The following is a 24,287-nucleotide window of genomic DNA, read 5'->3' as shown; positions in this document are numbered from 1 at the left end:
GGACCCCATCAAACCGGAAAAGGTTGCCGGGGCGATGCGGTTGATAGACTTGTTCCTCGTCCCATCCGGGGCCATCTTGGACGAATTGCGCGTCGACGTGACGGCGGTCGAGTCATGACGTTCTGGCGTCCCATCTCGTTCTCGGAGATCGCCATGGTCACCGCGCTCGTCGAGAGGTCGGCGATTCCTGCCGGTCGAGTACTGCTACACGGCCTCGGGCAAGCCCTCGTACTGCCGGATACCGTCTGGTTCTATGAAGTGCAAACTTCGGGCACCGCCCAGATTGAACTTCCGAACGGCCCATACCCCGCCTTCGCGTACGTGCGCACTGACAGCGTATATCGAGGGGAGATCCTCCTTTGGCTGAAGGACGGCCAACTGAGCGCACTCGAATTCGCCTCGGTGACCGACGACCTGCCGACGCGGTGGCCTCGACCCGACGAGCTGGACGTCGTATCACAGATCGAGGAACCGGAATGAACCTGACGTTGGCGGAAAGAACGTTCGTCGACATCACGGTCGAGTACACCGCTCTGCTCACGCTCACCGACGGCTTCTTCATCAGAATCGGCTCGCCGTTCACACTGTCGACGGCTGACACCGTTACGTCGCTGACGCCCGAGCAGGATTCGATCGAGCGCTTCAGTCCACTATTGGCGCTGATCGGCGATTCGATCCGCCGGGCGCAGGTGGCCGACGGCGGAATGTTGAAGGTCCACTTCAGCAGCGGTGCGCGGATCGACGTCCGGCCGGATCCGCCCTACGAGGCCTGGGTGGTGGCCGGGCCCGACGGCTACCTGGTGGTCTGCCTGCCCAGCGGCAAGCTGGCCGTCTGGAGCGGCGACTAAGCCAGACTTGCGTGAATTGCGCGACGCCGCGTCGGCGATTGCGGCCGGGTGCCGAGAACTGGCGCAGTCCTGCCGTGACTACAAGACCGCGCTCGACGAGCTGCGCGAAAAGCTCGCCGACATCCTCGAAGACTTCGCCATCGAACTCGCCGTCGGCGGAACCATCGCGATCGCCACCGCCTTCATCAGCTTCGGCGCCAGCGCCGTCGCCGGCGCCGCCAACGCCGCCCGCGTCATCTCCAAGTTCGCCCGCATCGTCACCGAAGCCATCGCCGCCTGGAAGCTCACCAAAAACATCACCAAAGGTGTCAAACGAGCACACGACCTCGCCGGCGCACGCCGAAAACTGCAACGAATCAAAAATCTCAGCCGCAAAGGGAGTACTGACAACACGCCGTCCGCGACACCCGATGCGGAGTGGGTCCACAACATCCGAGTCGCGCAGCTTGACCACATCTTCCGTCCCGGACACAATTTGGAGAACGTCGTGATGTCTGCGGGAGGACGAGAACAAGCCATCCGCCAAATACTGAACGCGCTACACGGCACTGTTCCTGCAGAGGGAAAGTTCACAAACATAGTGACGCTCTACGGTCAGCAGATTACAGTTCGCGGCTATGTCCACGATTGGGTCATCAAACTGGGGACGGCGTTTCTACCATGACGAGCGATCGACGCTGGCGGAATCTAACCTCGGAAGAATACGCTATGGCGACTTGCATTCTTTCGGGCTCCCGTATCGCAGCGAGCGCGATTCTTTTGAAAAGCCTTAATGGGGCGCTCATCCTTCCGGACACTGTGTGGATCTACGAAGTTCAGGTAAACCCCTTAACGCCGAGGGTCGAGTTGCCGAACGGACCGTTCCCAACGCATGGCTGTGTTTGGATTGCGAACGAGTACCAGGGGGAAATACTCTTGTGGTTGAAGGATGGGCGGTTATCCGCCTTCGAATACGCGTGGATCACCGACGAAATACCTCTGAGATGGCCGCATCCCGACGAGCTCGTGATAGCCACCGATGATTAGCAAAGTACCCCTATGGCTGACCGCCCGTCAGTAATGGAGTCTTCGAAAGCCGTGCGGACATATGCGAGCTCAGACGGGGATCGAAGATCGTGTGCACGGCCGGCATATTCCCAACGATATGGGAGGCGTGATGGCGGCGGTGTTTCGCCGAGGACGTCGAGGACCGATACACCGAACCTCAGACCTGCTGCGCTTTCGCGGATGGTGGTAACTGGTTCAGCTCGTCGAGTTGTAGTCTTCCGTAGCGCTGATCGGAGAGCCGATCCGTTCAGCGAGTGTCAAGGAGTCCGGAGAGCTCGTCATCGTCTTCGGTAGCGGCGTGTGCATGGAAGTCGAGATCGACCCGCATCACGAGTCGTGCAACGTCAGTGGACCGCGCGGCTTTCTCGTCGTCTGTCTGGCAGGCGGCGAGCTCGCCACCCGCTAACCGAGCTGCGCCGCCAGCGCTTCGACGAGGTCACCCCGCTCGCCGACCGTCACGCCGCTCAGCCCCAGCCAGCCGGCCATGACGCCCAACTCGTGGGCCATCGCGAGAGCGACCCGCTGCGCGTCCTCCCCCGACTCCAGAAATGCGCCGACGACGAGCAGCACGCCGCTGGCACGGTCGGCCTTCAAATCGACGCGCGCTACCAGCCGGCCGTCGAGCAGGAAGGGCCAGACGTAGTAGCCGTACTGCCGCTTGGCCGCCGGCACGTAGATCTCGATGCGGTAGTGGAATCGAAAGAGCCGCTCGAGCCGGGGTCGGAAGAAGATCAGCGGGTCGAAGGGGCACAGCAGCGCGGTGCCGCGGTCTCGGCGGGGCACCACCTGGCCGGCCCGCAGGTACGCGGGCGCCGCCCAGCCGTCGACCTCCACCGGCTCCAGTTCCCCGGCCGCGACCAGCGACGCAATGGCGGGCTTCGCCTGGCCCGCCGCCAGCCGGAAGTAGTCGCGGATATCGGCCTCGGTGGCCACGCCCAGCGCGGTGGCGGCGCGCAGGCACAGCTCGCGGATCGCCTCGTCGTCGTCGACCTCGCGGGCCAGCACGTCCGCGGGGAGCACCCGCTCGGCCAGGTCGTAATGGCGAGCGAACCCGACCCGCGTCGCAGTGGCGAGCACGCCGGCCGCCCACAGCCCCTCGGCCACCCACTTGGTGTCGCTGCGGTTCCACCACGGTCCCTTGACGCGGCTCAGTGCCGCCGAGAGGTGCGCCTCGATCTGACCGGCGGTCGACGGTCCGAGCTCGGCGATCGCCGCGACGACGTCGTCGGCCAGCTGCGGGTTGGCGCGCACGATGTGGGTGCCCCACCGGCCGTCCCGGTATTGCCGCATCCGCCACCGCATCAGCGGCCAGTCCTCCACCGACATCAGCGCGGCCTCGTGCGCCCAGTACTCGACGAGCATCCGTGGCGCCCGCGCCGAGTGGCTCCATGCTGCAGCATCGAGCAGCGACCTGTCGTAGGGTCCGAGCCGGCTGAACACCGGCGCGTAGTGCGCCCGCACCGCCACCGACACCGAATCGAGTTGGAGCACCTGAATCCGTGTGATCAGCCGCCGCAGATGGGCGCGGGTGATCGGGCCGCGCGGCGCGCTATCGCCGAAGCCCTGAGCGGCGACCGCCACGCGACGGGCCTGCGCGGCGGTCAGCGTCATCGCGTGAAGCTGTGGAACCGGTACCGCAGGCCCGACGTGCTGACCCGCCAATCGCCGACAGTGCCGATCCAGCTGTCGTCGAGCACGGGCGCGACGGCGTCGGCGTCCTGGCGCGGCAGGTCGACGTCGACCTCGGTGACCTCACAGCGCGCCGCATGGGGCAGCGCCAGCCCGTAGATCTGCGCGCCGCCGATCACCCACACGTCGTCGCCGCTGATCCCGTCCAAGGAGTCGACGACGTCCGCACCTGGTGCGTCGTACGCGGCGTCACGGGTGACGACCACGTTGCGCCGGCCCGGTAGCGGACGGACGCTGCGCGGCAACGATTCCCACGTCAGGCGCCCCATCACCACGGTGCCGCCGACGGTCAACTCCTTGAAACGCGCCTGGTCTTCGGGCAGCCGCCACGGAATGTCACCGGCCCGGCCGATGACACCCGACGTCGACTGCGCCCAGATCAATTGCACGACTAGACCGCCACCGGCGCCTTGATGGCCGGATGCGGGTCGTAGTTGCGGATCTCGACGTCCTCGAAGGTGTAGTCGAAGATCGAATCGCGTTGCGCGAGCACCAGTTCGGGATACGGCCGCGGGTCCCGGCTGAGCTGCAGGGTGACCTGCTCGACGTGGTTGTCGTAGATGTGGCAGTCGCCGCCGGTCCAGATGAACTCACCGACGCCCAAGCCCGCCTGCGCCGCCATCATGTGCGTCAACAGTGCGTAGGACGCGATGTTGAACGGCACGCCCAGGAACAGGTCGGCGCTGCGCTGGTAGAGCTGGCACGAGAGCCGGCCGTCGGCGACGTAGAACTGGAAGAAGGCGTGGCAGGGCGGCAGCGCCATTCGCGGGATCTCCCCCACGTTCCACGCGGAGACGATGTTGCGGCGGCTGTCGGGGTCGGTGCGCAGCAACTGCAGGGCGGCGCTGATCTGGTCGATGTGCTCACCGGACGGCGTCGGCCACGACCGCCACTGCACGCCGTAGACGGGTCCGAGATCGCCGGTTTCCGACGCCCACTCGTCCCAGATGGTGACGCCGTGCTCCTGCAGCCATCGCACGTTCGAGTCGCCGCGCAGGAACCACAGCAGCTCGTAGATCACCGACTTGGTGTGCACCTTCTTGGTGGTGATCAGCGGGAAGCCGGCGTTCAGGTCGTAGCGGAGCTGGTGGCCGAACACGCTTCGGGTGCCGGTACCGGTGCGATCGGCTTTCGGCGTGCCCGTGGTCAACACCAGCCGCAGCAGATCCTCGTACGGCGTGTCGATCGGCACGCGGCCAGCTTACGTGCGACGCGGCGGGCGGAGTAGAACGGACACCATGCCGCGCGTCGCTGACACCGTCACCACTCCTGACGGAACCTGCCCTGTCGAACTGTTCACCCCCGACGGCGGCGACGGACCGTGGCCCGGTGTCGTGCTGTTCGTCGATGCCGGCGGCGTCCGCGACACGATGCGCGACATGGCGGCCCGGCTCGCCGGCTACGGCTACGGCGTGCTGCTGCCCGACGTCTACTACCGGCACGGGGACTGGGCGCCGTTCGACATGCGGACGGCGTTCAGCGATCCGGCCGAGCGAACCCGGTTGTTCGGGATGATCAAGAGCATCACCCCGGACATGGCGGCCGCCGACGCCGGCGCGTTCTTCGACTATCTCGCCGGGCGCGACGAGGTGAGCGGCCAGGCGTTCGGCACCACCGGCTACTGCATGGGCGGCCGGATGTCGCTGCTGGTGGCCGGTCGGCTGCCCGAGCGGGTGGCCGCCGCCGCGTCGTTCCACGGCGGCGGACTGGCCACCGAAGATCCCGGCAGCCCGCACCTGCTCGCCCACCGGATGACGGCCGCGGTGTACGTGGGCGGCGCCGAGAACGACCACTCGTTCACCCCGGAGCAGGCGCAGCTGCTCGACGAGGCGCTGACCAGCGCGGGCGTCGAGCACACCATCGAGATGTATCCGGCCGGCCACGGTTTCGCGGTGCCGGACAACCCGCCCTACGACGAGGCCGCCGCCGAGCGGCATTGGAACGCGACCGCGAACTTCTTCGGCCGCCACCTCCGAAAGTGAGCGCCGAGCGTGCCCGCACCGCGCGGATCACGCCGCGCGGTGTACGCCGCTGCCAACGCGAACTCGGCGAAAGCCGGGCATCGCACCTCCCTCACCCCATCAGCGTCGCCGCCAGCGTGCCACCGAGTTCATACGCTCGGTCACGGATCGCGGCGTCGATGCCGCTGGTGACCTCCAGGACGTCCGCCGCCTTGGTGAGCGCCAAGCCGGTGGCCAGACGCTCGACGGCCGTGACGGCACCGACGGTGTCGTTGTTGCCGTGCACCCACAGCCCGTAGGGCCGGCCGGCGACGTGGTCGAGGCTCGGGTAGTAGACGCTGTCGAAGAAGTGCTTGAGTGCCCCGGACATGTAGCCGAAGTTCGCGGTGGTGCCGAACAAATAACCGTCGGCGTCGAGCATGTCGGGCAGCGTCGCGGCGAGCGCCGGCCGGAGGACGACATCCACACCGCTGATCTCCGGATCGCGGGCGCCGGCGAGCACCGCCTCGAGCAGTTCCCGGGTGCCGGGCGAGGGCGTGTGGTGGACGACGAGCAAGGTGCTCACCGCGATGTCCCCTCCATCGCCACGGCCTTGCCCATCGCCTCCCGGGCGCGGCTGCGGTCGCCGGCGTAGTCGTAGGCGCGGGCCAACCGGTACCAGCGGCGCCAGTTGTCGGGATCGGCTTCGAGTTCGGCGCGCACTTGGTCGAACAGGGCGTCGGCGGCCTCGCGCTCGATGCGGCCCGACGGGCGCCGCGGCAGGCCGCTGACGTCGAGCTCCATTCCCTCGGCGTGCACGATGCGCGCCAGCCGCTGATGGGCGAGCCCGGCGCGCAGCGTGCTGACCAGCGCGTAGAGCCCGATGAGCGGAAGAATCAACAGACCGACGCCGAGCAGCGCGGCCACGGTGTCGCCCGACGTGAGCAGCCGCCAGCCGATGCGGCCGACGACGGCCAGGTAGAAGACCAGCGCCAGGCACATGAACGCGACGAGCACCTGGACGCGCAGCAGCCGGCCGCGGTCGCCGTTCATGACAGGCCGAGCAGCGATTCGATGCCGATCGTGAGCCCGGGACGGGAGCGGACCTCGCGGACGGCGAGCAGCACGCCGGGCACGAAGGACGTGCGGTCGATGCTGTCGTGCCGGATGGTCAGGGTCTCGCCCTGCGTGCCCAGCAGCACCTCCTGGTGCGCGACGAGCCCGGCCACCCGCACCGAGTGCACCGGGATGCCGTCGACGTCCGCGCCGCGGGCGCCGTCGAGGCCGGTGCTGGTGGCATCGGGGTTGGGCGGCATACCTTTTCGCGCCTCGGCGATCAGCTTCGCGGTCCGCGCCGCGGTGCCCGACGGGGCGTCGGCCTTGTTCGGGTGGTGCAGCTCGATGACTTCGACGGACTCGAAGAAGCGGGCGGCTTCGGCCGCGAACCGCATCGACAGCACGGCGCCGATCGCGAAGTTGGGGGCGATCACCACACCGGTCGCCGGCTGGTCGGCGAGCCAGGCGCGCACCTGATGTAGCCGCTGGTCGGTGAAACCGGTGGTGCCGACCACCGCCGAGATGCCGTTGGCGATCACGAACTCGAGGTTGTCCATCACCGCGTCGGGGTGGGTGAAGTCGATGACGACCTCGGTGTCGCTGTCGGTGAGCACGGTGAGCGGATCGCCGGCGTCGACCTCCGCGGACAGTGTCAGATCGTCCGCTTCGCGGACCGCCGCCACCATCGTGGCGCCCACCTTGCCTTTCGACCCCAGCACACCGACTCGCATGGGGCTCACCTTAGTGCGGGGCTACCGCGGCGAGGCTCCGCGCGGATGCTCGAAGATCAAGAAGCCGCGGATCACGCCCGATCAATCTTCATACTGAGGCGGTGCACGTCGGAGTTCCGACCGAGATCAAGGCCCACGAGTACCGGGTCGCGATCACACCGGCCGGCGTCGCCGAATTGACCGGACGCGGCCACGACGTCCTCGTCCAGAGCGGCGCGGGTGACGGCTCGGCCATCACCGACGCCGACTTCAAGGCGGCCGGAGCGCAGCTCGTCGCCACCGCCGACGAGGTGTGGCAGCGAGCCGACCTGGTGCTGAAGGTGAAAGAACCGGTCGAGGCCGAATACCACCGGTTGCGAGCCGGTCAGACGCTCTTCGCATACCTGCACCTCGCCGCGTCACGCCCCTGCACCGACGCGCTGTTGGCCTCGCACACGACGGCCATCGCTTACGAGACGGTGCAGACCGATGATGGCGCGCTTCCGCTGCTCGCCCCGATGAGCGAGGTGGCCGGCCGGCTCGCCGCGCAGGTCGGCGCCTACCACCTGATGGCGCCGTCGGGTGGCCGCGGCGTGCTCATGGGCGGAGTGCCCGGCGTGCGGCCCGCCGACGTCGCCGTGATCGGCGGCGGCACCGCCGGCCGCCACGCCGCCCGCACCGCCGCCGGCATGGGCGCTCACGTCACGGTGTTCGACGTCGACCCTGAACGGCTTCGCGCACTCGACGCGCTCTTCGGCGGACGCGTCGAGACCCGCTACTCGTCGGCCTACGACCTGGCCGACGCCGTGATCACCGCCGACCTGATCATCGGCGCGGTGCTGGTGCCCGGCGCGAAGGCGCCGACGCTGGTCAGCGAGTCGACGGTGACGGCGATGCGCCCGGGCGCGGTGCTGGTCGACGTCGCGATCGACCAGGGCGGCTGCTTCGAGAACTCGCGGCCCACCACCCACGACGACCCGACCTACGCCGTGCACCACACGGTGTTCTACTGCGTCGCGAACATGCCCGGCGCGGTGCCCCGGACCTCGACCTTCGCGCTGACGAACGCAACCATGCCCTACGTCGTCAGGCTGGCCGAGCAGGGCTGGCAGGCGGCATGCCGGACGGATCGGGCGCTGGCGCGCGGCCTGTCGACGCACGACGGAGCGCTGCTCAACGAGCGCGTCGCGCAGGCTGTGGGCCTGCCGTGCACCGATCCGGCGGCCGTGCTGTGACCGGCTATCCGCGCAGGCTGCGCTGGTAGCGCCGCATCCCGGCGATCCAGCCGTCGTAGTCGGCGCCCTTGTGCCGGTACATGGTGAGCACTTCCGGATGCGGAAGCACCAGGAACCGGCCGTCGCGCACCGCGTCGAGCGTGGCCGACGCGACGGCGCCGGGGCTGAGCACCTGGCCGGCCGACAGCACCGCGCCCGCGGCGAGCCGGCCGTCGTCGTCGGCGGCGTCACGCATGCCGGCCAGCAGCGCGGTGTCGACGCCCATCGGGCACACGCAGCTGACGCCGACGCCCTGATCGCCGTAGCTGATCGCCAGCCACTCGGCGAAGGCGACGGCGGCATGCTTGGTCACGCTGTAGCCGGCGGCGCCGAGCTGCGTCAGCAGGCCCGCCGCCGACGCGACGGCGACGAAATGCCCCTGCCCGCGCTGCACCCACTGCGGGACCAGCAGCCGCGCGGCGCGCACGTGCGCGCGCAGGTTGACGTCGAGTATCCGGTCCCAGTCGTCGTCGCACTCGCCGATGCCGGGTGGGCCGGTGATGCCCGCATTGGCGACGAAGATGTCGACCGGCCCGAACGCGCTCCCGGCGGCGTCGAGCAGCGCCGCGATCCCTTCGCCGTCGGCAGCGTCGGCGGCCTCCGCCACCGCCCGGTCGCCGCGGGCCACGATGGCCGACGCGGTCGAGGCGGCGCCGTCGGCGTCGAGGTCGCCGACCACCACGCTCGCGCCCGCTGCGGCGAACGCGTCGGCCAGGGCGGCGCCGATGCCCGAGGCGGCTCCGGTGACGACGACGACGCGTCCGGCGGGGTCCATGCGGTCAGGCTCCGATCGAACGCAGGGGTGCCGGCAGCTGGCGCGGCGACCGGTACGGCCCGAGCACCGCCGCGCCGTACTGCTTGGTCAACAGCCGGCGGGCGATGGCGTTGACGTCGTCGAGGGTGACGGCCTCGATGCGGGCGAGGGTGTCGGCGATGCTGCGGTGCTCGCCGTAGTTGAGCTCGTTGCGCCCGATGCGGTGCATCCGCGACGCCGAATCCTCCAGCCCCAGCACCAATCCGCCGCGCAGCGAACCCTTCGCGATCCGGCACTCGTCGGCGGTGATGCCGTCGCGGGCCACGGTCTCCAGCACGTCGGTGACCACCGTCACCACCTCGTCGAACCGTTCGGGCAGGCAGCCGGCGTACACCGACAGCGCGCCGACGTCGGCGAAGGTGTCGACCGTCGAGTACACCGAGTACGCCAGGCCCCGCCGCTCGCGGACCTCCTGGAACAGCCGGGAGCTGAGCCCGCCGCCCAGCGCGGTGTTGAGCACCGTCAACGCCCAGCGGTGCTGCCAGTACCGGCCCGGCACCCGCACGCCCAGCGACAGGTGCGTCTGCTCGTAGTCGCGGTCGACCAGCTGCAGTGTCGGGCGGCCCGGCACCCGGCCGGCGCCCTTGCGCGGCGGCTGCGGCTTGCGCCCCTCGACCAGCCGCGGCCCGAAATAGCGCCGCACCAGCGACACCACCTCGTCGTGCTCGATGTTCCCGGCGACGGCCACCACCATCCGCTCGGGCGTGTAGCGCCGCATGTGGAAGGAGTGCAACTGCGCGCGCGTCATCTGGGTCACCGACTCGACGCTGCCGATCACCGGCCGCCCGACGGGATGATCGCCGAACAGCGCCGACAGGAACACATCCCCGAGCGCGTCCTCGGGATCGTCGTCGCGCATCGCGAGCTCTTCGAGCACCACCGCCCGCTCGAGCTCGACGTCCTGAGCCAGACAGCGGCCCCGTAGGACGACGTCGGCCACCAGGTCGACGGCCAGCTCGAGGTCGTCGTCGAGCACGTGGGCGTAATAGCAGGTGTGCTCGCGCGCGGTGAAGGCGTTCAGCTCGCCACCGACCGCGTCCACCGCCTGCGCGATCTCGACCGCGGTGCGGGTCGGTGTCGCCTTGAACAGCAGGTGTTCCAGGAAGTGCGCCGCGCCGGCCACGGTGGCACCCTCGTCGCGGGAGCCGACGTTGACCCAGCAGCCCACCGACGCCGAATGCACCGACGGCACGTATTCAGTGACCACGCGGATGCCGCCCGGCAGGGTGGTGCGGCGCACCGCGGGCGCTGCGTGCGCGGTGTGCCCGCTTCGACGCAGCGCCCCGGCGTGCTCAGCTGCTGGCGGCCGCGGCATCGGCGGGTGCCGCGTCACCGGACGCGCCGTTGTCGTTCTCCGACTCCTCGGCGACCAGGATCAGCGAGATCTTGCCGCGGTTGTCGATGTCGGCGATCTCGACGCGCAGCTTGTCACCGACCTTGGCGACGTCCTCGACCTTGGCGATCCGCTTGCCGCGGCCCAGCTTGCTGATGTGGACCAGGCCGTCGCGACCCGGCAGCAGCGACACGAACGCCCCGAAATCGGTGGTCTTGACGACGGTGCCGAGGAATCGCTCGCCGACGGTCGGCAGCTGCGGATTGGCGATGGCGTTGATCTTGTCGATCGCGGCCTGCGCCGACAGCCCGTCGGCTGCCCCGACGAACACCGTGCCGTCGTCCTCGATGGAGATCTGCGCGCCGGTCTCCTCGGTGATGGAGTTGATCATCTTGCCCTTGGGCCCGATCACCTCGCCGATCTTGTCGATCGGCACCTTGATGGTCGTGATGCGCGGAGCGTGCGGGCTCATCTCGTCGGGGGCGTCGATGGCCTCGGCCATCACCTCGAGGATGGTGACCCGGGCGTCCTTGGCCTGTGACAGCGCACCGGCGAGCACCTGGGACGGGATGCCGTCGAGCTTGGTGTCGAGCTGCAGCGCGGTGACGAAGTCCTTGGTGCCGGCGACCTTGAAGTCCATGTCGCCGAACGCGTCCTCGGCGCCCAGGATGTCGGTCAGCGCGACGAAGCGCCGCTCGATGCTCGTGGTGCCGTCTCCTGCCTCGACGTCGATGTCGTCGGACACCAGGCCCATCGCGATGCCGGCCACCGGCGCCTTGAGCGGCACGCCGGCGTTCAGCAGCGCCAGCGTCGACGCGCAGACCGAGCCCATGGACGTCGAGCCGTTGGAGCTGAGCGCCTCGGACACCTGGCGGATGGCGTAGGGGAACTCCTCGACGCTGGGCAGCACCGGGATGAGCGCCCGCTCGGCCAGCGCGCCGTGGCCGATCTCGCGGCGCTTCGGCGAACCCACGCGGCCGGTCTCACCGGTCGAGTACGGCGGGAAGTTGTAGTGGTGCATGTAGCGCTTGGACGTCTCCGGCCCCAGCGAGTCGATCTGCTGCGCCATCTTCATCATGTCCAGCGTCGTGATGCCCAGGATCTGGGTCTCGCCGCGCTCGAACAGGGCACTGCCGTGCGCGCGGGGCACCACCGACACCTCGGCCGAGAGCGCGCGGATGTCGGTGATGCCGCGGCCGTCGATGCGGAAGTGGTCGGTGAGGATGCGCTGGCGCACGAGCTTCTTGGTCAGTGAGCGGAACGCGGCGCTGACCTCCTTCTCCCGACCGGCGTAGCTCTCGGCGAGCCGCGCCAGCACCTCGTCGCGGATCTCGTCGGTGCGCTCGTTACGCTCGGCCTTGCCGGCGATGGTCAGCGCGGCGGAGAGCTCATCGGTGGCGACGGAGGCCACCGCGTAGTAGACGTCCTCGCCGTACTCGGGGAACACCGGGAAGTCGGCGGTCTCCTTGCCGGCCACCTCGAACAGCTCCTGCTGCGTGCGGCACAGCGTGGCGATGAACGGCTTGGCCGCCTCCAGCCCCTCGGCCACCACGGCCTCGGTGGGCGCCTGGGCGCCGCCGTCGATCAGCTCGATGACGTGTTCGGTGGCCTCGGCCTCGACCATCATGATCGCGACGTCGTCGTCCTCGACGAGGCGGCCGGCGACCACCATGTCGAACACCGCGCGCTCCAGTTGCTCGACGGTGGGGAACGCCACCCACTGGCCGTCGATCAGCGCGACGCGGACGCCGCCGACCGGGCCGGAGAACGGCAGCCCCGAGATCTGCGTCGACGCCGACGCGGCGTTGATTGCGAGTACGTCGTACAGGTCCTTCGGATCCAGGCTCAGCACGGTGACGACCACCTGGACCTCGTTGCGCAGCCCGGAGATGAACGTCGGGCGCAGCGGCCGGTCGATGAGCCGGCAGGTCAGGATCGCGTCGGTGGAGGGCCGGCCCTCGCGCCGGAAGAACGATCCGGGGATGCGCCCGGCGGCGTACATGCGCTCTTCGACGTCGATGGTCAGCGGGAAGAAGTCGAAATGCTCCTTCGGGTGCTTGCTGGCGGTGGTCGCCGACAGCAGCATGGTGTCGTCGTCGAGGTAGGCGGCGACGGCGCCGGCGGCCTGCTGCGCAAGCCGACCGGTCTCGAAGCGAATGGTGCGGGTGCCGAAGCTCCCGTTGTCGATGGTGGCGGTCGCCTCGAAGACGCCCTCGTCGATTTCAGCTACAGACATACGTGTCCGCGGGCCTTCCATTGTTCAGGTGTTTTTGCGGGCCACGACGGGGCACGACAGTGCCGGCAAGACCCTGACCTGTTCACGGCTACGGCCGTCGATCGAAGCGGCCGGACTGTGCGCTTGCGGGAAGCCCGGCAGCCACTACCGAAGACCGCCCGAAACGGTGAGGCGTCCTGGTCGTGACGACGCGGGAACGGCGCGCGAAACTGCGCTGACCGCACCACGATGTTGCGAAACGCAACGCTCCTACTCTACACCGCGACCCCTGGCAACCGGACCGGACCGGTCCGGCGTCAGCTGACGGCTTCGACGCAGACGGTGAACCGGCGCCTGTCGTAGGCATGGCCCTGCCCGGTGGCGCACCGGCTGACGTCGGCGACGCCGTCGAGGATCTCCAGCGCACGCTCGCGATGCGGTGCGTCGGCGTCGTGGCAGTCGACGCGGTAGGGATCGGCGGCGCCCTCGGGGTCGACGTTCATGCACGTGCCGATCACCCAGTCGATGTCCAGGCACAGCGTCGACGGGGCGTCCGCGAACGTGCTGTGCGCGGTGTAGGACGAATCGGCGTCGGCCGGGCACTGGTCGCTGTCGGCCACTTTCGCGGCGACCCGGAAATTCGACTCGGCGCTGCCGCACGCCGCTTTGACGGCCTCGGGCCGGTCGGCGGTGCCGCCCAATCGCAGGCAGTCACCGGACTGCAGATTGGCGGCGCCGGCGGTGAAGGCGCAGCCGGCTGCCGTCGTGGCCACGAACCAGGCCGCCGCGACGGGCAGGGCGCGCACCCTCAGCGGCGCAGGCCGAGCCGCTCGATCAACGACCGGTAGCGCTCGACGTCCACCTCGGCGACGTACTTGAGCAGGCGGCGCCGGCGACCGACGAGCAGCAGCAGGCCGCGGCGCGAGTGGTGGTCGTGCTTGTGGATCTTCAGGTGCTCGGTCAGGTCGGAGATCCGCTTGGTCAGCAGGGCGATCTGCGCCTCTGGCGACCCGGTGTCGGTCTGGTGCAGGCCGTACTGCCCGAGTATTTCCTTCTTCTGTTCAGCGGTCAGCGCCACGAGCCACACTCCATCTGTTTCAGTCCGCGTTCCTTGCGAGATCCGATCGGCGCGGCCACCGCGGACCGCAGCACGCGCCGTTACCGGTCGCGAACTTTACCGCCCGGCGACGAGGGAGCGAAATCGTCGCTGCCCGGCTCGGCGCCGCGCAGGACGGCGGATCACGACGAGACGAGGATGGCGCGTGCCCGTTCGGTGTCACGCTCCATCGCCACGACGAGGTCCTGCACCGAGTCGAACCTCTCCTGCCCGCGCAGCCGCGCCACGAAGTCGACCGCGACGTGCTGGCCGTAGAGGTCGGCCGAGGTGTCGAGCACGTAGGCCTCGACGGTGCGGGTGCGGCCGGAGAACGTCGGGTTGGTGCCCACCGAGACGGCGGCCTGGTACCGCTCCCCCGGCACGACCGTGCCCACCACCGGGCCGTGCCCCAGGACGGTGAACCAGCACGCGTACACCCCGTCGGCCGGGATGGCCGCATACATCGGGGGCGCGACGTTGGCGGTGGGGAAGCCGAGCACCCGGCCGCGTCCCTCGCCGCGCACCACGACGCCTTCCACGCGGTGGGGCCGGCCGAGCGCTTCGGCGGCGGCCACCACCTCACCGGCGTCGACGCACGACCGGATGTAGGTCGACGAGAAGGTCACCGTCTCCTGCTGGTGGTGCTCGGCGACCAGGGACACCGACTGGACCGCGAACCCGAGCCGTTCGCCGCTGCGGCGCAGCATCTCGACGTTGCCGGCGGCCTTCTTGCCGAAGGTGAAGTTCTCGCCGACGACGACCTCAACGACGTGCAGCCGCTCGACGAGCAGCTCGTGGATGTAGCGGTCCGGCGTGAGCTTCATGAACTCCGGCGTGAACGGCATCACGAGGAAGACGTCGATGCCGAGCTCCTCGACGAGCTCGGCCCGGCGCGCGAGCGTGGTGAGCTGCGCCGGGTGGCTGCCTGGGAACACCACTTCCATGGGGTGCGGGTCGAACGTCATGAGCACCGTCGGCACGCCGCGGCTGCGGGCGGCCTTGACCGCCGTCGCGATCAGCTCGGCGTGGCCGCGGTGCACGCCGTCGAAGACGCCGATCGTCAGCACGCACCGGCCCCAGTCCGTGGGGATCTCGTCTTGGCCGCGCCACCGCTGCACAGCGGCAAGCCTACGCAGCGCCTCGGCGCGCGGGCGGCCGGAGTCCGCCGCAACGGGTGAAGTTTGCCTAAACTTCCACCTGTGACCTCTGCCGGGAGTTCCGCCGCCGACGCGCGTGAGCTGTCGTCGGTGGCGCAGGACTACCTGAAGGTGATCTGGACCGCCCAGGAGTGGTCACCGGACCGGGTGAGCACCAAGATGCTCGCGGAGCGCATCGGGGTCTCGGCCAGTACCGCGTCCGAATCCATCCGCAAGCTGGCCGACCAGGGACTCGTCGAGCACGAGAAGTACGGGGCGGTGACGCTGACCGCCGCGGGCCGGCGCGCCGCGCTGGCGATGGTGCGTCGTCACCGGCTGCTGGAGACCTACCTGGTGAACGAACTCGGCTACGGCTGGGACGAGGTGCACGACGAGGCCGAGATCCTGGAGCACGCCGTCTCCGACCGGCTGATGGACCGGATCGACGCCAAGCTGGGCTATCCGCGCCGCGATCCGCACGGCGACCCGATCCCCGCCGTCGACGGGCAGGTGCCGACACCACCGGCTCGGCAGCTGTCCGAGTGCTCGGACGGCGACTCGGGCACCGTCGCCCGCATCTCCGACGCCGACCCGGAGATGCTGCGCTACTTCGGCTCCGTCGGCATCACGCTCGACACCCGGCTGAGTGTGCTGGCCCGGCGCGACTTCGCGGGGACGGTGTCGGTGGCGGTGGCCGCCCCGGACGGCGCGGCCACCACGGTGGAATTGGGTCAGCCTGCGGCGCAAGCCATCTGGGTGGTCGGGTGAGCGGTGCGTTTCACGCCGCGGGCCCGCGGGTAGGCGCGTCGAGGTGGCGAACTCCGCTCTCGGCCTCCCCGATCCCATCCGAGCCTGCCTGTTCGACCTCGACGGCGTGCTCACGCAGACCGCGAAGGTGCACGCCGCGGCGTGGAAGCAGATGTTCGACGAGTACCTGCGCCGCCGCAGCGAGGCCACCGGGGAGCCGTTCATCCCGTTCGACGCCGGCGCCGACTACCAGACCTACGTCGACGGCAAGCGACGCGACGACGGGACACGGTCCTTCCTGCAGTCGCGGGGCATCACGCTGCCCGACGGCGCGCCGGACGATCCGCCGGACGCCGACACCGTCACCGGTCTCGGCGCGCGCAAGAACGAGCTGGTGACCGAGGTCATCCGCCGCGACGGCGTGCAGACCTACGACGGCTCGGTGCGCTACGTGCGGGCCGTGCGCGACGCGGGGCTGGCGTGCGCGGTGGTGTCCTCCAGCGCGAACACCGAGGCGGTGCTGGCCGCCGCCGGCATCGCCGACCTGTTCGACGCCCGCATCGACGGGGTGGTCGCCGCGCAGCGCAACCTGCGGGGCAAGCCCGAACCCGACACGTTCCTGGCCGGCGCCGATGCGGTGGGGGCGGCACCGGAGCATGCCGCGGTCTTCGAGGACGCGCTCGCGGGGGTGGCGGCGGGCCGGGCCGGCGCATTCGGCTACGTCGTGGGGGTCGACCGCGTCGGCCAGCGCGCGGAGCTGCTCTCGCACGGCGCCGACGTCGTCGTCGACGACCTCGCCGAACTGCTCGGGCCGGCATGATCATCAACGACCCGTGTTTCGCCGTCGAACCCTGGTGCGTGCGAGCCGACACGCTCAAGCTGGACATGCTCGACGAGGTCGAATCGGTGTTCGCGCTGTCCAACGGCCACATCGGCTGGCGGGCGAACCTCGACGAGGGCGAGCCCAACGGGCTGCCGGGCACCTACCTCAACGGCGTGTGGGAGCAGCACCCGCTGCCCTACGCCGAGGGCGGCTACGGCTATCCCGAGCTCGGGCAGACCGTGATCAACGTGACCAACGGCAAGCTGATCCGGCTGCTGGTCGACGACGAGCCGTTCGACGTCCGCTACGGCGAGCTCCACCACCACGAGTTCGTCCTCGACTTCCGCGACGGGGTGCTGCGCCGGCGGGTGGAGTGGACGTCGCCGTCGGGACGCACGGTACGGGTCACGTCGACGCGGCTGGTGTCGCTGGTGCAGCGGGCGGTGGCCGCGGTGCACTACGAGGTGGAGGCGGTCGACGGCACCGCGCGCATCGTCGTGCAGTCGGAGCTGGTCGCGAACGAGGCGATGCCGGCGGCGGAATCCGGCGATCCGCGGGTGTCCAAGGTGCTGCAGTCCCCGCTGGTGCCGGAGGACCACGACTGCCACGGCCTGACCGCCGAGCTCGTGCACCGCACCCGCGAGAGCCAGCTGCAGCTGGCCTGCGCCATGGACCACGTCGCGGCCGGGCCCGCCGACCTGCACCAGGAGTGTGAGAGCTATCCCGACCTGGCTCGGGTGACGTTCACCGCCGACCTGGAGCCCGGCACACCGCTGCGGCTGGTCAAGCTGGTGTCCTACGGCTGGTCGAGCGTGCGCTCCATGACGGGGCTGCGGGCGCAGGTCGCCGCCGCGCTCACCGGCGCCCGGGCCAGCGGCTGGGACGGTCTGCTCGCGGAGCAACGCGACTTCCTCGACGACTTCTGGCAGCACGCCGACGTGGAGGTCGACGGCGATCCCGAGATCCAGCAGGCCGTGCGGTTCGCGCTGTTCCACGTGCTGCAGGCGGGCGCGCGGGCGGAGGGCCGGGCGATCCCCGCCAAGGGCCTCACGGGCTCGGGATACGACGGCCACACCTTCTGGGACACCGAGACGTTCGTGCTGCCGGTACTCACCTACACCTGCCCGGAGCCGGTGGCGAACGCGCTGCGCTGGCGCCACTCGACGCTGCCGCTCGCCCTGCAGCGGGCGGAGACGCTCGGGCTGCGCGGGGCGGCCTTCCCGTGGCGCACCATCGCCGGGCAGGAGTGCTCCGGCTACTGGCCCGCCGGCACCGCCGCCTTCCACATCAACGCCGACATCGCCGACGCCGTCATCCGTTATCTCCGGGCCACCGAGGACGAACGCTTCGAGCGCGACGTCGCGGTGGACCTGTTGGTGCACACGGCACGGCTGTGGCGCAGCCTCGGGCACCACAACGGTTCGGGACTGTTCCGCATCGACGGGGTGACCGGCCCGGACGAGTACAGCGCGGTCAGCGACAACAACGTGTTCACGAACCTGATGGCGCAGCAGAACATGTGGGCCGCCGCCGAGATCACCCGCAAGCACCCGGACCGGGCACGCGACCTCGGCGTGGACGACGAGGAGCGGGCGTCGTGGCGCGACGCCGCCGACGCCATGTACATCCCCTACGACGACGAGCTCGGCGTGCACCCGCAGGCCGACAACTTCACCAAGCATGACGGGTGGGACTTCGCCAACACGCCGCCCGACAAGTACCCGCTGCTGCTGCACTACCCCTATTTCGACCTCTACCGGCGCCAGGTGGTGAAGCAGGCGGATCTGGTGCTGGCGATGCACCTGCGCGGCGACGCGTTCACGGCCGAGCAGAAGGCCCGCAACTTCGACTACTACGAGCGCATCACCGTCCGCGACTCCTCGCTGTCGGCGGCCACCCAATCGGTGCTCGCCGCCGAGGTCGGGCACCTCGACCTGGCCTACGCGTACCTGGGCGAAGCGGCGATGATGGACCTCGACAACCTCGCCGACAACACCGGACACGGCCTGCACATGGCCTCGCTGGCCGGGGCCTGGCTGGCGCTGGTCGCCGGCCTCGGCGGGATGCGCGACTGCGGCGGCCACCACCTGTCGTTCGCGCCGCGGCTGCCCGAGCAGCTGACCCGGCTGGCCTTCGGCCTCACCCACCGCGGCCGCCGCCTCCGCGTCGAGATCACCCACCAGCACGCCACCTACCGGCTGCTCGACGGCGACGAGTTCACGTTCGACCACCACGGCGACCAGCAGCGCGTGACCGTCGAGGAGCCCGTGACGCTGCCGATCCCGGCGCCGCCGAAGGTCCAGCCGGTGCGCCCACCGGTGCACCGCGAGCCGCGCCGCGGCAACTGCCCGCCGTGCTGAGTGCGCACGTTGTTCGTCGCTACAGCGTCGCGGGGCGCAGGACGACCACCGAACGGGTGCGCGCGCCGGCGTCCGCCAGCAGCGCGATGACGGTGCCGTCGGGCGCAGTGGTGGCGTAGGGACCGTCGATGCCGGCCGGCGGTAGCGCCCGCCCGTGCCGCGCCGCCTCGGCCTCGGCGTCGGTCAGCTCGCGACGGGGGAAGGTCAGCAGGCAGGCCTCGTCGAGGGTGTAGGTCAGGTGTGGGCGCTGCGCGAGGGCGTCGAGGCCCACCGCGGCGGCCAGCTCGAATCGGCCGACCCGGGTGCGCCGCAGAGCTGTCAGGTGGCCGCCGACACCCAGCGCGGCGCCGACGTCGCGGGCCAGCGCTCGGATGTAGGTGCCCGACGAGCAGTCGACCACCACATCGGCGTCCAGGACGCCGTCGCCCCGGCGGACGGCCAGCACGTCGAACCGCGAGATCCGCACCCGCCGCGCCGCCAGCTCCACGGGTTTCCCCTCGCGGGCCAACCGGTAGGCGCGCTGCCCGCCGACCTTGACGGCGCTCACCGCTGACGGCACCTGGTCGATCTCCCCGCGCAGCGCCGCGACCGCGTCGGCGAGGGCCGCATCCGACACATGCTCCGCCGACGTTCGTTGCACCACAACACCTTCGGCGTCGTCGGTGGTGGTGGTCGCGCCGAGCCGGATGGTCGCGGTGTAGGACTTCTCGGTGCCGGCGAGCAGGCCGAGGAGCTTGGTCGCGCGCTCGACGCCGATCACGAGCACCCCGGTCGCCATCGGGTCGAGGGTTCCGGCGTGCCCCACCTTGCGGGTGCCGAAGATGCGCCGGCAGCGCCCGACGACGTCGTGACTGGTCCAGCCCGCCGGTTTGTCGACGACGACGATGCCCGCGGTCACAGCACGATCGCCGTGAGCGCCAGCCCACCGGCGACCGACCACCGGCCCGCAAGCGACTCCAGCGGCGGACCGGCGGGGGCGGCGGGGTCGACCAGTATTCGGGAGACGAACTCTCCCGACGTACCGCTCGGACCGACCGTGAAGCGGATGTGCGCGTCCTCGAAGCCCAGCCAGCGCCGCGTCACCGGAAACCAGGCCTTGTAGGTGGCCTCCTTGGCGCAGAACAGGATCCGGTCCCAGTGCAGCCCCGCCGGCAGCGCCGCGAGCTCGTGGCGTTCGGCGGGCAGGCTGATGGCGTCCAGCACGCCGTCGGGCAGGACGTCGTGCGGTTCGGCGTCGATGCCGATGGACCGGACCGCGCCGCGGCGACCCACGACCGCGCCGCGGTAGCCCTCGCAGTGCGTGAGGCTGCCGACCACCCCGTCGGGCCAGCACGGCTCGCCCTTCTCTCCCTTGAGGATCGGCACGGCGGGCACCCCGAGCTCGGCCAGCGCCAGCCGCGCGCAGTGCCGCACGGTGACGAACTCGTTGCGCCGCTTGGCGACCGACTTGGCCACCAGCGGCGCCTCCTCGGGCAGCGGCGCCAGCCCGGGCGGGTCGTCGTAGCACTCGGCGGCGTGGACGATCGGCGGCACCACGGCGGAGATGAGCGCGCTCACGGCTGCCGCCTGCTCTGCAACCGGTCGCGGACCTTCTCCGACGCCGCACGCAGCTCGTCGGTGATGACGAAGTGCCCGCCGAACTCGTTGAGGTAGCCGGGCGTGTACTGCGGGTCCGGCAGCACCTGCCGCAGCCATCGATACGGTCTGCGCCGCCGCCACTCCCGCGGATAGCCGACCGACACCTCCTCGAACCGCACGCCGTCATACCAGGTAGTGCGCGGAATGTGGAGGTGGCCGTACACCGAGCAGACCGCCCGGTAGCGCACGTGCCAGTCGGCGGTCTCGGTGGTGCCGCACCACATCGAGAACTCGGGGTAGAACAGCACGTCGCAGGGTTCGCGGACCATCGGGAAGTGGTTCACCAGCACCGTCGGGAGGTCCGGGTCGAGGTCGTCGAGCCGGCGGCGGGTCACGGCCAGCCGGTCGCGGCACCAGGCGTCCTTCGTGGCGTACGGCTCGTGGCTCAGCACGAACTCGTCGGTGGCGAGCACGTTGCGCTGCTTGGCGATCGCCAGCCCTTCGGCCTTCGTCTCGGCACCGGCCGGCAGGAACGAGTAGTCGTAGAGCAGGAACAGCGGCACCACCGTGACAGGACCGCCGTCGCCGGTCCACACCGGGTAGGGGTCCTCGGGGGTGAGCACGCCCAGGTCGCGGCACAGCTCCACCAGGTAGTCGTAGCGGGCCTGGCCGAACACCTGCACCGGGTCCTTGCTGGTGGTCCACAACTCGTGGTTGCCGGGCACCCAGATGACCGTGTCGAAGCGCTGCGCCAGCAGGGTCAGCGCCCACCGGATCTCGTCGGTGCGCTCGGCGACGTCGCCGGCGACGATCAACCAGTCGCCGGGCGAGGTGGGGTACAGCGACTCGGTGACCGGCTTGTTGCCGCTGTGACCGGTGTGTAGGTCACTGACCGCCCAGAGTGTCGCCACGAGAAGCCAGCCTAACGAAGCACGAGTGCGGGCAATTGGAACGTGTTCTCATTTCGGCGGCGCCGACGACGTACACTGCCCGCCATGGCCGCAAGCACGCGAGGAGCCCGGATCGCTCGGCGGCTGCGGCTGCTCGCGTCCACCGCAGCGCTGGCCGTCGCGGTCGTCATGGTGTGGCAGACGAGCACACCGCCGTCGTCGCCGGCGCGCGTCGAGCTGCGGTCGACCTTCGCCCCGATGTCGGCGGCGTCCACCACGATCAAATGGCCCGTCATCGACATCACCGATCCCGAGCCGTTCAACCCCTGCGAGGACATCCCGATCGACGTGGTGAGCGGACTGGGGTTGGCCTTCACCCCGCCGCAACGCGAGACGGAGCTGCGCTGTCACTACGACGCCGGCAACTACCAGATGGCCATCGAGCCGATCGTGTGGCGCACGTACGCCGAGACGCTGCCGCCCGATGCGGTGCAGTTCGACGTGCAAGGCCACCGCGCCGCCGAGTTCTGGATCATGAAGCCGACGGACTGGAACAGCCGCTGGTGGATCACCTGCATGATCGCGTTCAAGACCGACTACGGCGTGTTGCAGCAATCGATCTTCTACTCCCCCATCTACTCCCAGCCGGACGTCGACTGCATGGCCGAGAACCGGATGCGCGCCGAGCAACTGGTGCCCCACTACGTGTTCTGACCGACCGCCTCGCGGACCCGGCCCGCGACGGCGAGCAACGTCTCCTCATCGTGCACCGCGGTGCCGGGCGCGCAATCCACCGGCAGCTCCACCCAGCTGGTGCAGCCGCCGTAGCCGGGGTGCCTTGCAAGCGTGACCGGTTCGGTCAGCCGATAGGCCTGTACCACCAGCGCGGCAAGCCGGTGCTTGGGCCGGAAATCGAGCCGGTCGGCCCGCACGGACGCCGCCGTCCAGATGTGGGTGTCCTCGATCGTCGCCAGCCCGTCGGGGCGTTCGACCGCCACGGCGGCGACGACGCGGGCCGCCGCCCGAATCACCAGCCGGTGCTCGGTGCTGTCGGCCGCGGCAGCGGCGAGCAGGTCGCGGTGCTCCGGCCGCACTCGCTCGGCATGGCTGTGGGCGACGGTCGGGAAGAGCAGGAACCGCTCGGCGCGCAGCGTGAAGCGCTTCTCACCGATGCCGCCCTTGCGCAGCAGCACCGTCTGCCGACCGTCGAGCAGCGCCGCAACGACCGCGCTCCACTCCTTGAGTGCAGCGGTGGTCACGCCCGGCGTGCGGCGAGGCGGGCCTGCACCTCCGGCCGGCGCAGCGGCGGCACCGTCCTGGGTGGCTGGCGACGCGGCGGCAACGAGCGCAGCAGCCGCGTCGTGGTGGCGGTGACCTCGGCGACGGCGGCCTCGAACGCATCGGCGGTGGCGGGCGTCGGGCGGGTGAGCCCGCTGACCTTGCGGACGTACTGTCGGGCGGCCGCCTCGATCTCGGCGTCGGTGGCGGCCGGTTCCAGTCCCCGCAGCTCGGTGATGTTCCGGCACATGCCTCCCACGATAGGCCGCGCCGGGCGGGCCGATACGGTGAAGCCATGACCGATGACGCCGCCGACCTGCTGCTGATCTCCACCGAGGACCGGGTGCGGACCCTCACCCTGAACCGCCCGCAATCGCGCAACGCGCTGTCGGCCGCACTGCGCGAACGGTTCTTCGGCGCCCTGCGCGACGCCCAGGCCGACGAGGACGTCGACGTCGTCATCGTCACCGGTAGCGACCCCGTGTTCTGCGCCGGGCTCGACCTCAAGGAACTCGGTGACAGCGCCGCGCTGCCGGACATCTCCCCGAAGTGGCCGCCGATGACCAAGCCCGTGGTCGGCGCCATCAACGGCGCAGCGGTTACCGGCGGGCTGGAAGTGGCGCTCTACTGCGACATCCTCATCGCCTCCGAGCAGGCCCGGTTCGCCGACACCCACGCCCGGGTCGGCCTGCTGCCGACCTGGGGACTGTCGGTGCGGCTGCCGCAGAAGGTGGGCGTCGGGCTCGCCCGGCGGATGAGCCTCACCGGCGACTACCTGTCCGCGGCCGACGCGCTGCGCGCCGGGCTGGTCACCGAGGTGGTGCCGCACGACCAGCTGCTCCCGCGGGCCCGGGAGGTGGCGGCGGCGATCGTCGGCAACAACCAGGCCGCGGTCCGCGCGCTGCTGGCGTCGTATCACCGCATCGACGCCGCGCAGACCGACGCCGGGCTGTGGATCGAGGCCCAATCGGCGCGTGAGTACGGCGCCACCGGCACCGACATCGCCGCCAACCGCGACGCGGTGCTGCAGCGGGGCCGCCAACAAGTGCGCTGACCGGCAGTGCTCACGGCTTACGGTGAGCACGTGGCCTATTCGCCGATCCCGTTTCCGATGGCGCGCAAGCGCCCACACCCCACCGCCGACATCGTCGTCTCGGCGCTCGTGCTGTGCCTGCAGCTCGCGCTCACGATGCTCATCGTGATCTGGTCGCCGATGTGGGTGATGGCCACCGACAGCTGCGGGCCGGACTGCCCCACCGGATACCTCACCGCCGGATACGCGGTCGCCTACGGCGGCATGGCGGTCGCCCTCGGGGTGGCTGTCGGTGGCATGGCCCTGTGCTACGTGCGACGCCTGCCGCTGATGTGGCTCTGCCCGGTGCTGGGGACGGCGATCACGCTGGGTACCACCACCGTGGGCGTCAACCTCGCCGAGCGGCTGATGAACTACTGA

At 70.2% G+C, this 24,287-nt stretch carries 29 protein-coding genes; 12 read left to right on the top strand and 17 right to left on the bottom strand.

The features are described from left to right. The first annotated feature begins 114 nt into the window (after positions 1-114). The 4 genes from LV457_RS16270 to LV457_RS20295 all read left to right on the top strand — a co-directional run bounded on the left by LV457_RS16270 (position 115) and on the right by LV457_RS20295 (position 2,301). On the top strand, positions 115-480 hold the full coding sequence (locus tag LV457_RS16270; RefSeq protein ID WP_232172381.1) for a hypothetical protein: 366 nt from the start codon (positions 115-117) through the stop codon (positions 478-480). After that, on the top strand, positions 477-848 hold the full coding sequence (locus tag LV457_RS16265) for a DUF6188 family protein (protein WP_232172379.1): 372 nt from the start codon (positions 477-479) through the stop codon (positions 846-848). The genes LV457_RS16270 and LV457_RS16265 overlap by 4 nt, the downstream gene beginning before the upstream one ends. A 7-nt stretch (positions 849-855) precedes the next feature. Further along, positions 856-1,512 (top strand): hypothetical protein, encoded by a 657-nt coding sequence (locus tag LV457_RS16260; RefSeq protein WP_232172378.1) that lies wholly within the window; start codon positions 856-858, stop codon positions 1,510-1,512. A gap of 609 nt (positions 1,513-2,121) precedes the next feature. Beyond that, positions 2,122-2,301: a DUF6188 family protein gene (locus LV457_RS20295; RefSeq protein ID WP_374198878.1), complete on the top strand. Its 180-nt coding sequence runs from the start codon at positions 2,122-2,124 to the stop codon at positions 2,299-2,301. Here the strand turns inward: LV457_RS20295 and LV457_RS16255 are convergent. Genes LV457_RS16255 through LV457_RS16245 form a run of 3 tightly spaced genes read right to left on the bottom strand, consistent with a single transcriptional unit; the run spans position 2,298 to position 4,776 of the window. Then, complete coding sequence (locus tag LV457_RS16255) at positions 2,298-3,506, bottom strand: winged helix-turn-helix domain-containing protein (protein WP_232172376.1); 1,209 nt, start codon at positions 3,504-3,506, stop codon at positions 2,298-2,300. The genes LV457_RS20295 and LV457_RS16255 overlap by 4 nt on opposite strands. Continuing rightward, positions 3,503-3,973: a dihydrofolate reductase gene (locus LV457_RS16250; RefSeq protein ID WP_232172374.1), complete on the bottom strand. Its 471-nt coding sequence runs from the start codon at positions 3,971-3,973 to the stop codon at positions 3,503-3,505. Before LV457_RS16250 ends, LV457_RS16255 begins: the two co-directional genes overlap by 4 nt. A gap of 2 nt (positions 3,974-3,975) precedes the next feature. Then, the gene (locus tag LV457_RS16245; RefSeq protein WP_232172372.1) at positions 3,976-4,776 is read right to left on the bottom strand and encodes a thymidylate synthase; all 801 of its coding nucleotides are present in this window, start codon (positions 4,774-4,776) and stop codon (positions 3,976-3,978) included. A gap of 46 nt (positions 4,777-4,822) precedes the next feature. Here LV457_RS16245 and LV457_RS16240 point away from each other — a divergent pair, with 46 nt between their 5' ends. Then, the gene (locus LV457_RS16240) at positions 4,823-5,566 is read left to right on the top strand and encodes a dienelactone hydrolase family protein (protein ID WP_232172370.1); all 744 of its coding nucleotides are present in this window, start codon (positions 4,823-4,825) and stop codon (positions 5,564-5,566) included. Positions 5,567-5,657: 91 nt separating this feature from the next. Here the strand turns inward: LV457_RS16240 and LV457_RS16235 are convergent, their stop codons facing one another. From LV457_RS16235 to dapB, 3 genes are read right to left on the bottom strand one after another with little or no spacing between them, the layout of a single operon-like run. Then, positions 5,658-6,110: a flavodoxin family protein gene (locus LV457_RS16235; RefSeq protein WP_232172368.1), complete on the bottom strand. Its 453-nt coding sequence runs from the start codon at positions 6,108-6,110 to the stop codon at positions 5,658-5,660. Then, a complete protein-coding gene (locus LV457_RS16230) occupies positions 6,107-6,577 on the bottom strand; it encodes a hypothetical protein (protein WP_232172366.1) in 471 nt (156 codons plus the stop codon). Before LV457_RS16230 ends, LV457_RS16235 begins: the two co-directional genes overlap by 4 nt. Next, entirely contained in the window at positions 6,574-7,311 is a 738-nt protein-coding gene (dapB, locus tag LV457_RS16225; RefSeq protein WP_232172365.1) for a 4-hydroxy-tetrahydrodipicolinate reductase, read from the bottom strand. Before dapB ends, LV457_RS16230 begins: the two co-directional genes overlap by 4 nt. 101 nt (positions 7,312-7,412) lie before the next feature. Here dapB and ald point away from each other — a divergent pair, with 101 nt between their 5' ends. Continuing rightward, complete coding sequence (gene ald, locus LV457_RS16220) at positions 7,413-8,525, top strand: alanine dehydrogenase (RefSeq protein WP_232172363.1); 1,113 nt, start codon at positions 7,413-7,415, stop codon at positions 8,523-8,525. Between the two features lie 4 nt (positions 8,526-8,529). On the opposite strand, the gene LV457_RS16215 is transcribed toward ald, so the two are convergent. The 6 genes from LV457_RS16215 to LV457_RS16190 form a co-directional block, all read right to left on the bottom strand. Continuing rightward, complete coding sequence (locus tag LV457_RS16215; protein WP_232172362.1) at positions 8,530-9,339, bottom strand: SDR family oxidoreductase; 810 nt, start codon at positions 9,337-9,339, stop codon at positions 8,530-8,532. A 4-nt stretch (positions 9,340-9,343) separates the two neighbouring features. Then, complete coding sequence (locus LV457_RS16210; RefSeq protein WP_232172626.1) at positions 9,344-10,693, bottom strand: pitrilysin family protein; 1,350 nt, start codon at positions 10,691-10,693, stop codon at positions 9,344-9,346. Further along, positions 10,671-12,947 (bottom strand): polyribonucleotide nucleotidyltransferase, encoded by a 2,277-nt coding sequence (locus tag LV457_RS16205; RefSeq protein ID WP_232172361.1) that lies wholly within the window; start codon positions 12,945-12,947, stop codon positions 10,671-10,673. Before LV457_RS16205 ends, LV457_RS16210 begins: the two co-directional genes overlap by 23 nt. A 296-nt stretch (positions 12,948-13,243) precedes the next feature. Then, positions 13,244-13,732: a hypothetical protein gene (locus LV457_RS16200; RefSeq protein ID WP_232172360.1), complete on the bottom strand. Its 489-nt coding sequence runs from the start codon at positions 13,730-13,732 to the stop codon at positions 13,244-13,246. Between the two features lie 2 nt (positions 13,733-13,734). Further along, positions 13,735-14,004 carry a 30S ribosomal protein S15 gene (gene rpsO, locus LV457_RS16195; RefSeq protein WP_232172359.1) on the bottom strand — a complete coding sequence of 90 codons (270 nt, stop codon included), beginning with the start codon at positions 14,002-14,004 and terminating at the stop codon, positions 13,735-13,737. A gap of 161 nt (positions 14,005-14,165) precedes the next feature. Next, positions 14,166-15,140: a bifunctional riboflavin kinase/FAD synthetase gene (locus LV457_RS16190; protein ID WP_232172358.1), complete on the bottom strand. Its 975-nt coding sequence runs from the start codon at positions 15,138-15,140 to the stop codon at positions 14,166-14,168. 81 nt (positions 15,141-15,221) lie between these two features. On the opposite strand from LV457_RS16190, the gene mntR reads away from it, so the two are divergent. Genes mntR through LV457_RS16175 form a run of 3 tightly spaced genes read left to right on the top strand, consistent with a single transcriptional unit; the run spans position 15,222 to position 19,088 of the window. Beyond that, entirely contained in the window at positions 15,222-15,926 is a 705-nt protein-coding gene (gene mntR, locus LV457_RS16185) for a manganese-binding transcriptional regulator MntR (RefSeq protein ID WP_232172357.1), read from the top strand. 43 nt (positions 15,927-15,969) lie between these two features. Further along, positions 15,970-16,725, top strand: a complete 756-nt coding sequence (locus LV457_RS16180) for a beta-phosphoglucomutase family hydrolase (protein WP_232172356.1) — start codon at positions 15,970-15,972, stop codon at positions 16,723-16,725. Continuing rightward, positions 16,722-19,088, top strand: a complete 2,367-nt coding sequence (locus LV457_RS16175) for a glycoside hydrolase family 65 protein (protein ID WP_232172354.1) — start codon at positions 16,722-16,724, stop codon at positions 19,086-19,088. The genes LV457_RS16180 and LV457_RS16175 overlap by 4 nt, the downstream gene beginning before the upstream one ends. 19 nt (positions 19,089-19,107) lie before the next feature. On the opposite strand, the gene truB is transcribed toward LV457_RS16175, so the two are convergent. From truB to LV457_RS16160, 3 genes are read right to left on the bottom strand one after another with little or no spacing between them, the layout of a single operon-like run. After that, on the bottom strand, positions 19,108-19,986 hold the full coding sequence (truB, locus tag LV457_RS16170; protein WP_232172352.1) for a tRNA pseudouridine(55) synthase TruB: 879 nt from the start codon (positions 19,984-19,986) through the stop codon (positions 19,108-19,110). Further along, positions 19,983-20,645: a 4'-phosphopantetheinyl transferase gene (locus tag LV457_RS16165; RefSeq protein ID WP_232172351.1), complete on the bottom strand. Its 663-nt coding sequence runs from the start codon at positions 20,643-20,645 to the stop codon at positions 19,983-19,985. The genes truB and LV457_RS16165 overlap by 4 nt, the downstream gene beginning before the upstream one ends. Further along, positions 20,642-21,613 carry a metallophosphoesterase gene (locus LV457_RS16160; RefSeq protein ID WP_232172623.1) on the bottom strand — a complete coding sequence of 324 codons (972 nt, stop codon included), beginning with the start codon at positions 21,611-21,613 and terminating at the stop codon, positions 20,642-20,644. The genes LV457_RS16165 and LV457_RS16160 overlap by 4 nt, the downstream gene beginning before the upstream one ends. A gap of 75 nt (positions 21,614-21,688) precedes the next feature. Here LV457_RS16160 and LV457_RS16155 point away from each other — a divergent pair, with 75 nt between their 5' ends. Beyond that, positions 21,689-22,270 carry a DUF3558 domain-containing protein gene (locus LV457_RS16155; protein ID WP_232172620.1) on the top strand — a complete coding sequence of 194 codons (582 nt, stop codon included), beginning with the start codon at positions 21,689-21,691 and terminating at the stop codon, positions 22,268-22,270. Here the strand turns inward: LV457_RS16155 and LV457_RS16150 are convergent. Together LV457_RS16150 and LV457_RS16145 are read right to left on the bottom strand one after the other, a co-directional pair. Then, complete coding sequence (locus tag LV457_RS16150) at positions 22,258-22,815, bottom strand: DUF1802 family protein (protein WP_232172349.1); 558 nt, start codon at positions 22,813-22,815, stop codon at positions 22,258-22,260. The two genes, LV457_RS16155 and LV457_RS16150, sit on opposite strands and share 13 nt — an antisense overlap. Beyond that, positions 22,812-23,084 carry a DUF2277 domain-containing protein gene (locus tag LV457_RS16145; RefSeq protein WP_232172347.1) on the bottom strand — a complete coding sequence of 91 codons (273 nt, stop codon included), beginning with the start codon at positions 23,082-23,084 and terminating at the stop codon, positions 22,812-22,814. Before LV457_RS16145 ends, LV457_RS16150 begins: the two co-directional genes overlap by 4 nt. 45 nt (positions 23,085-23,129) lie before the next feature. Here LV457_RS16145 and LV457_RS16140 point away from each other — a divergent pair, with 45 nt between their 5' ends. Together LV457_RS16140 and LV457_RS16135 are read left to right on the top strand one after the other, a co-directional pair. Next, a complete protein-coding gene (locus LV457_RS16140; protein WP_232172346.1) occupies positions 23,130-23,888 on the top strand; it encodes an enoyl-CoA hydratase in 759 nt (252 codons plus the stop codon). 30 nt (positions 23,889-23,918) lie between these two features. Further along, positions 23,919-24,287 carry a hypothetical protein gene (locus tag LV457_RS16135; protein ID WP_232172344.1) on the top strand — a complete coding sequence of 123 codons (369 nt, stop codon included), beginning with the start codon at positions 23,919-23,921 and terminating at the stop codon, positions 24,285-24,287.

The sequence above is a fragment of the Mycobacterium sp. MYCO198283 genome (assembly GCF_021213805.1).
In the GTDB taxonomy this organism is placed as follows: domain Bacteria; phylum Actinomycetota; class Actinomycetes; order Mycobacteriales; family Mycobacteriaceae; genus Mycobacterium.
Note: the sequence above shows the minus strand (reverse complement) of the source record. Positions and strands in the feature narration are given on the sequence as shown.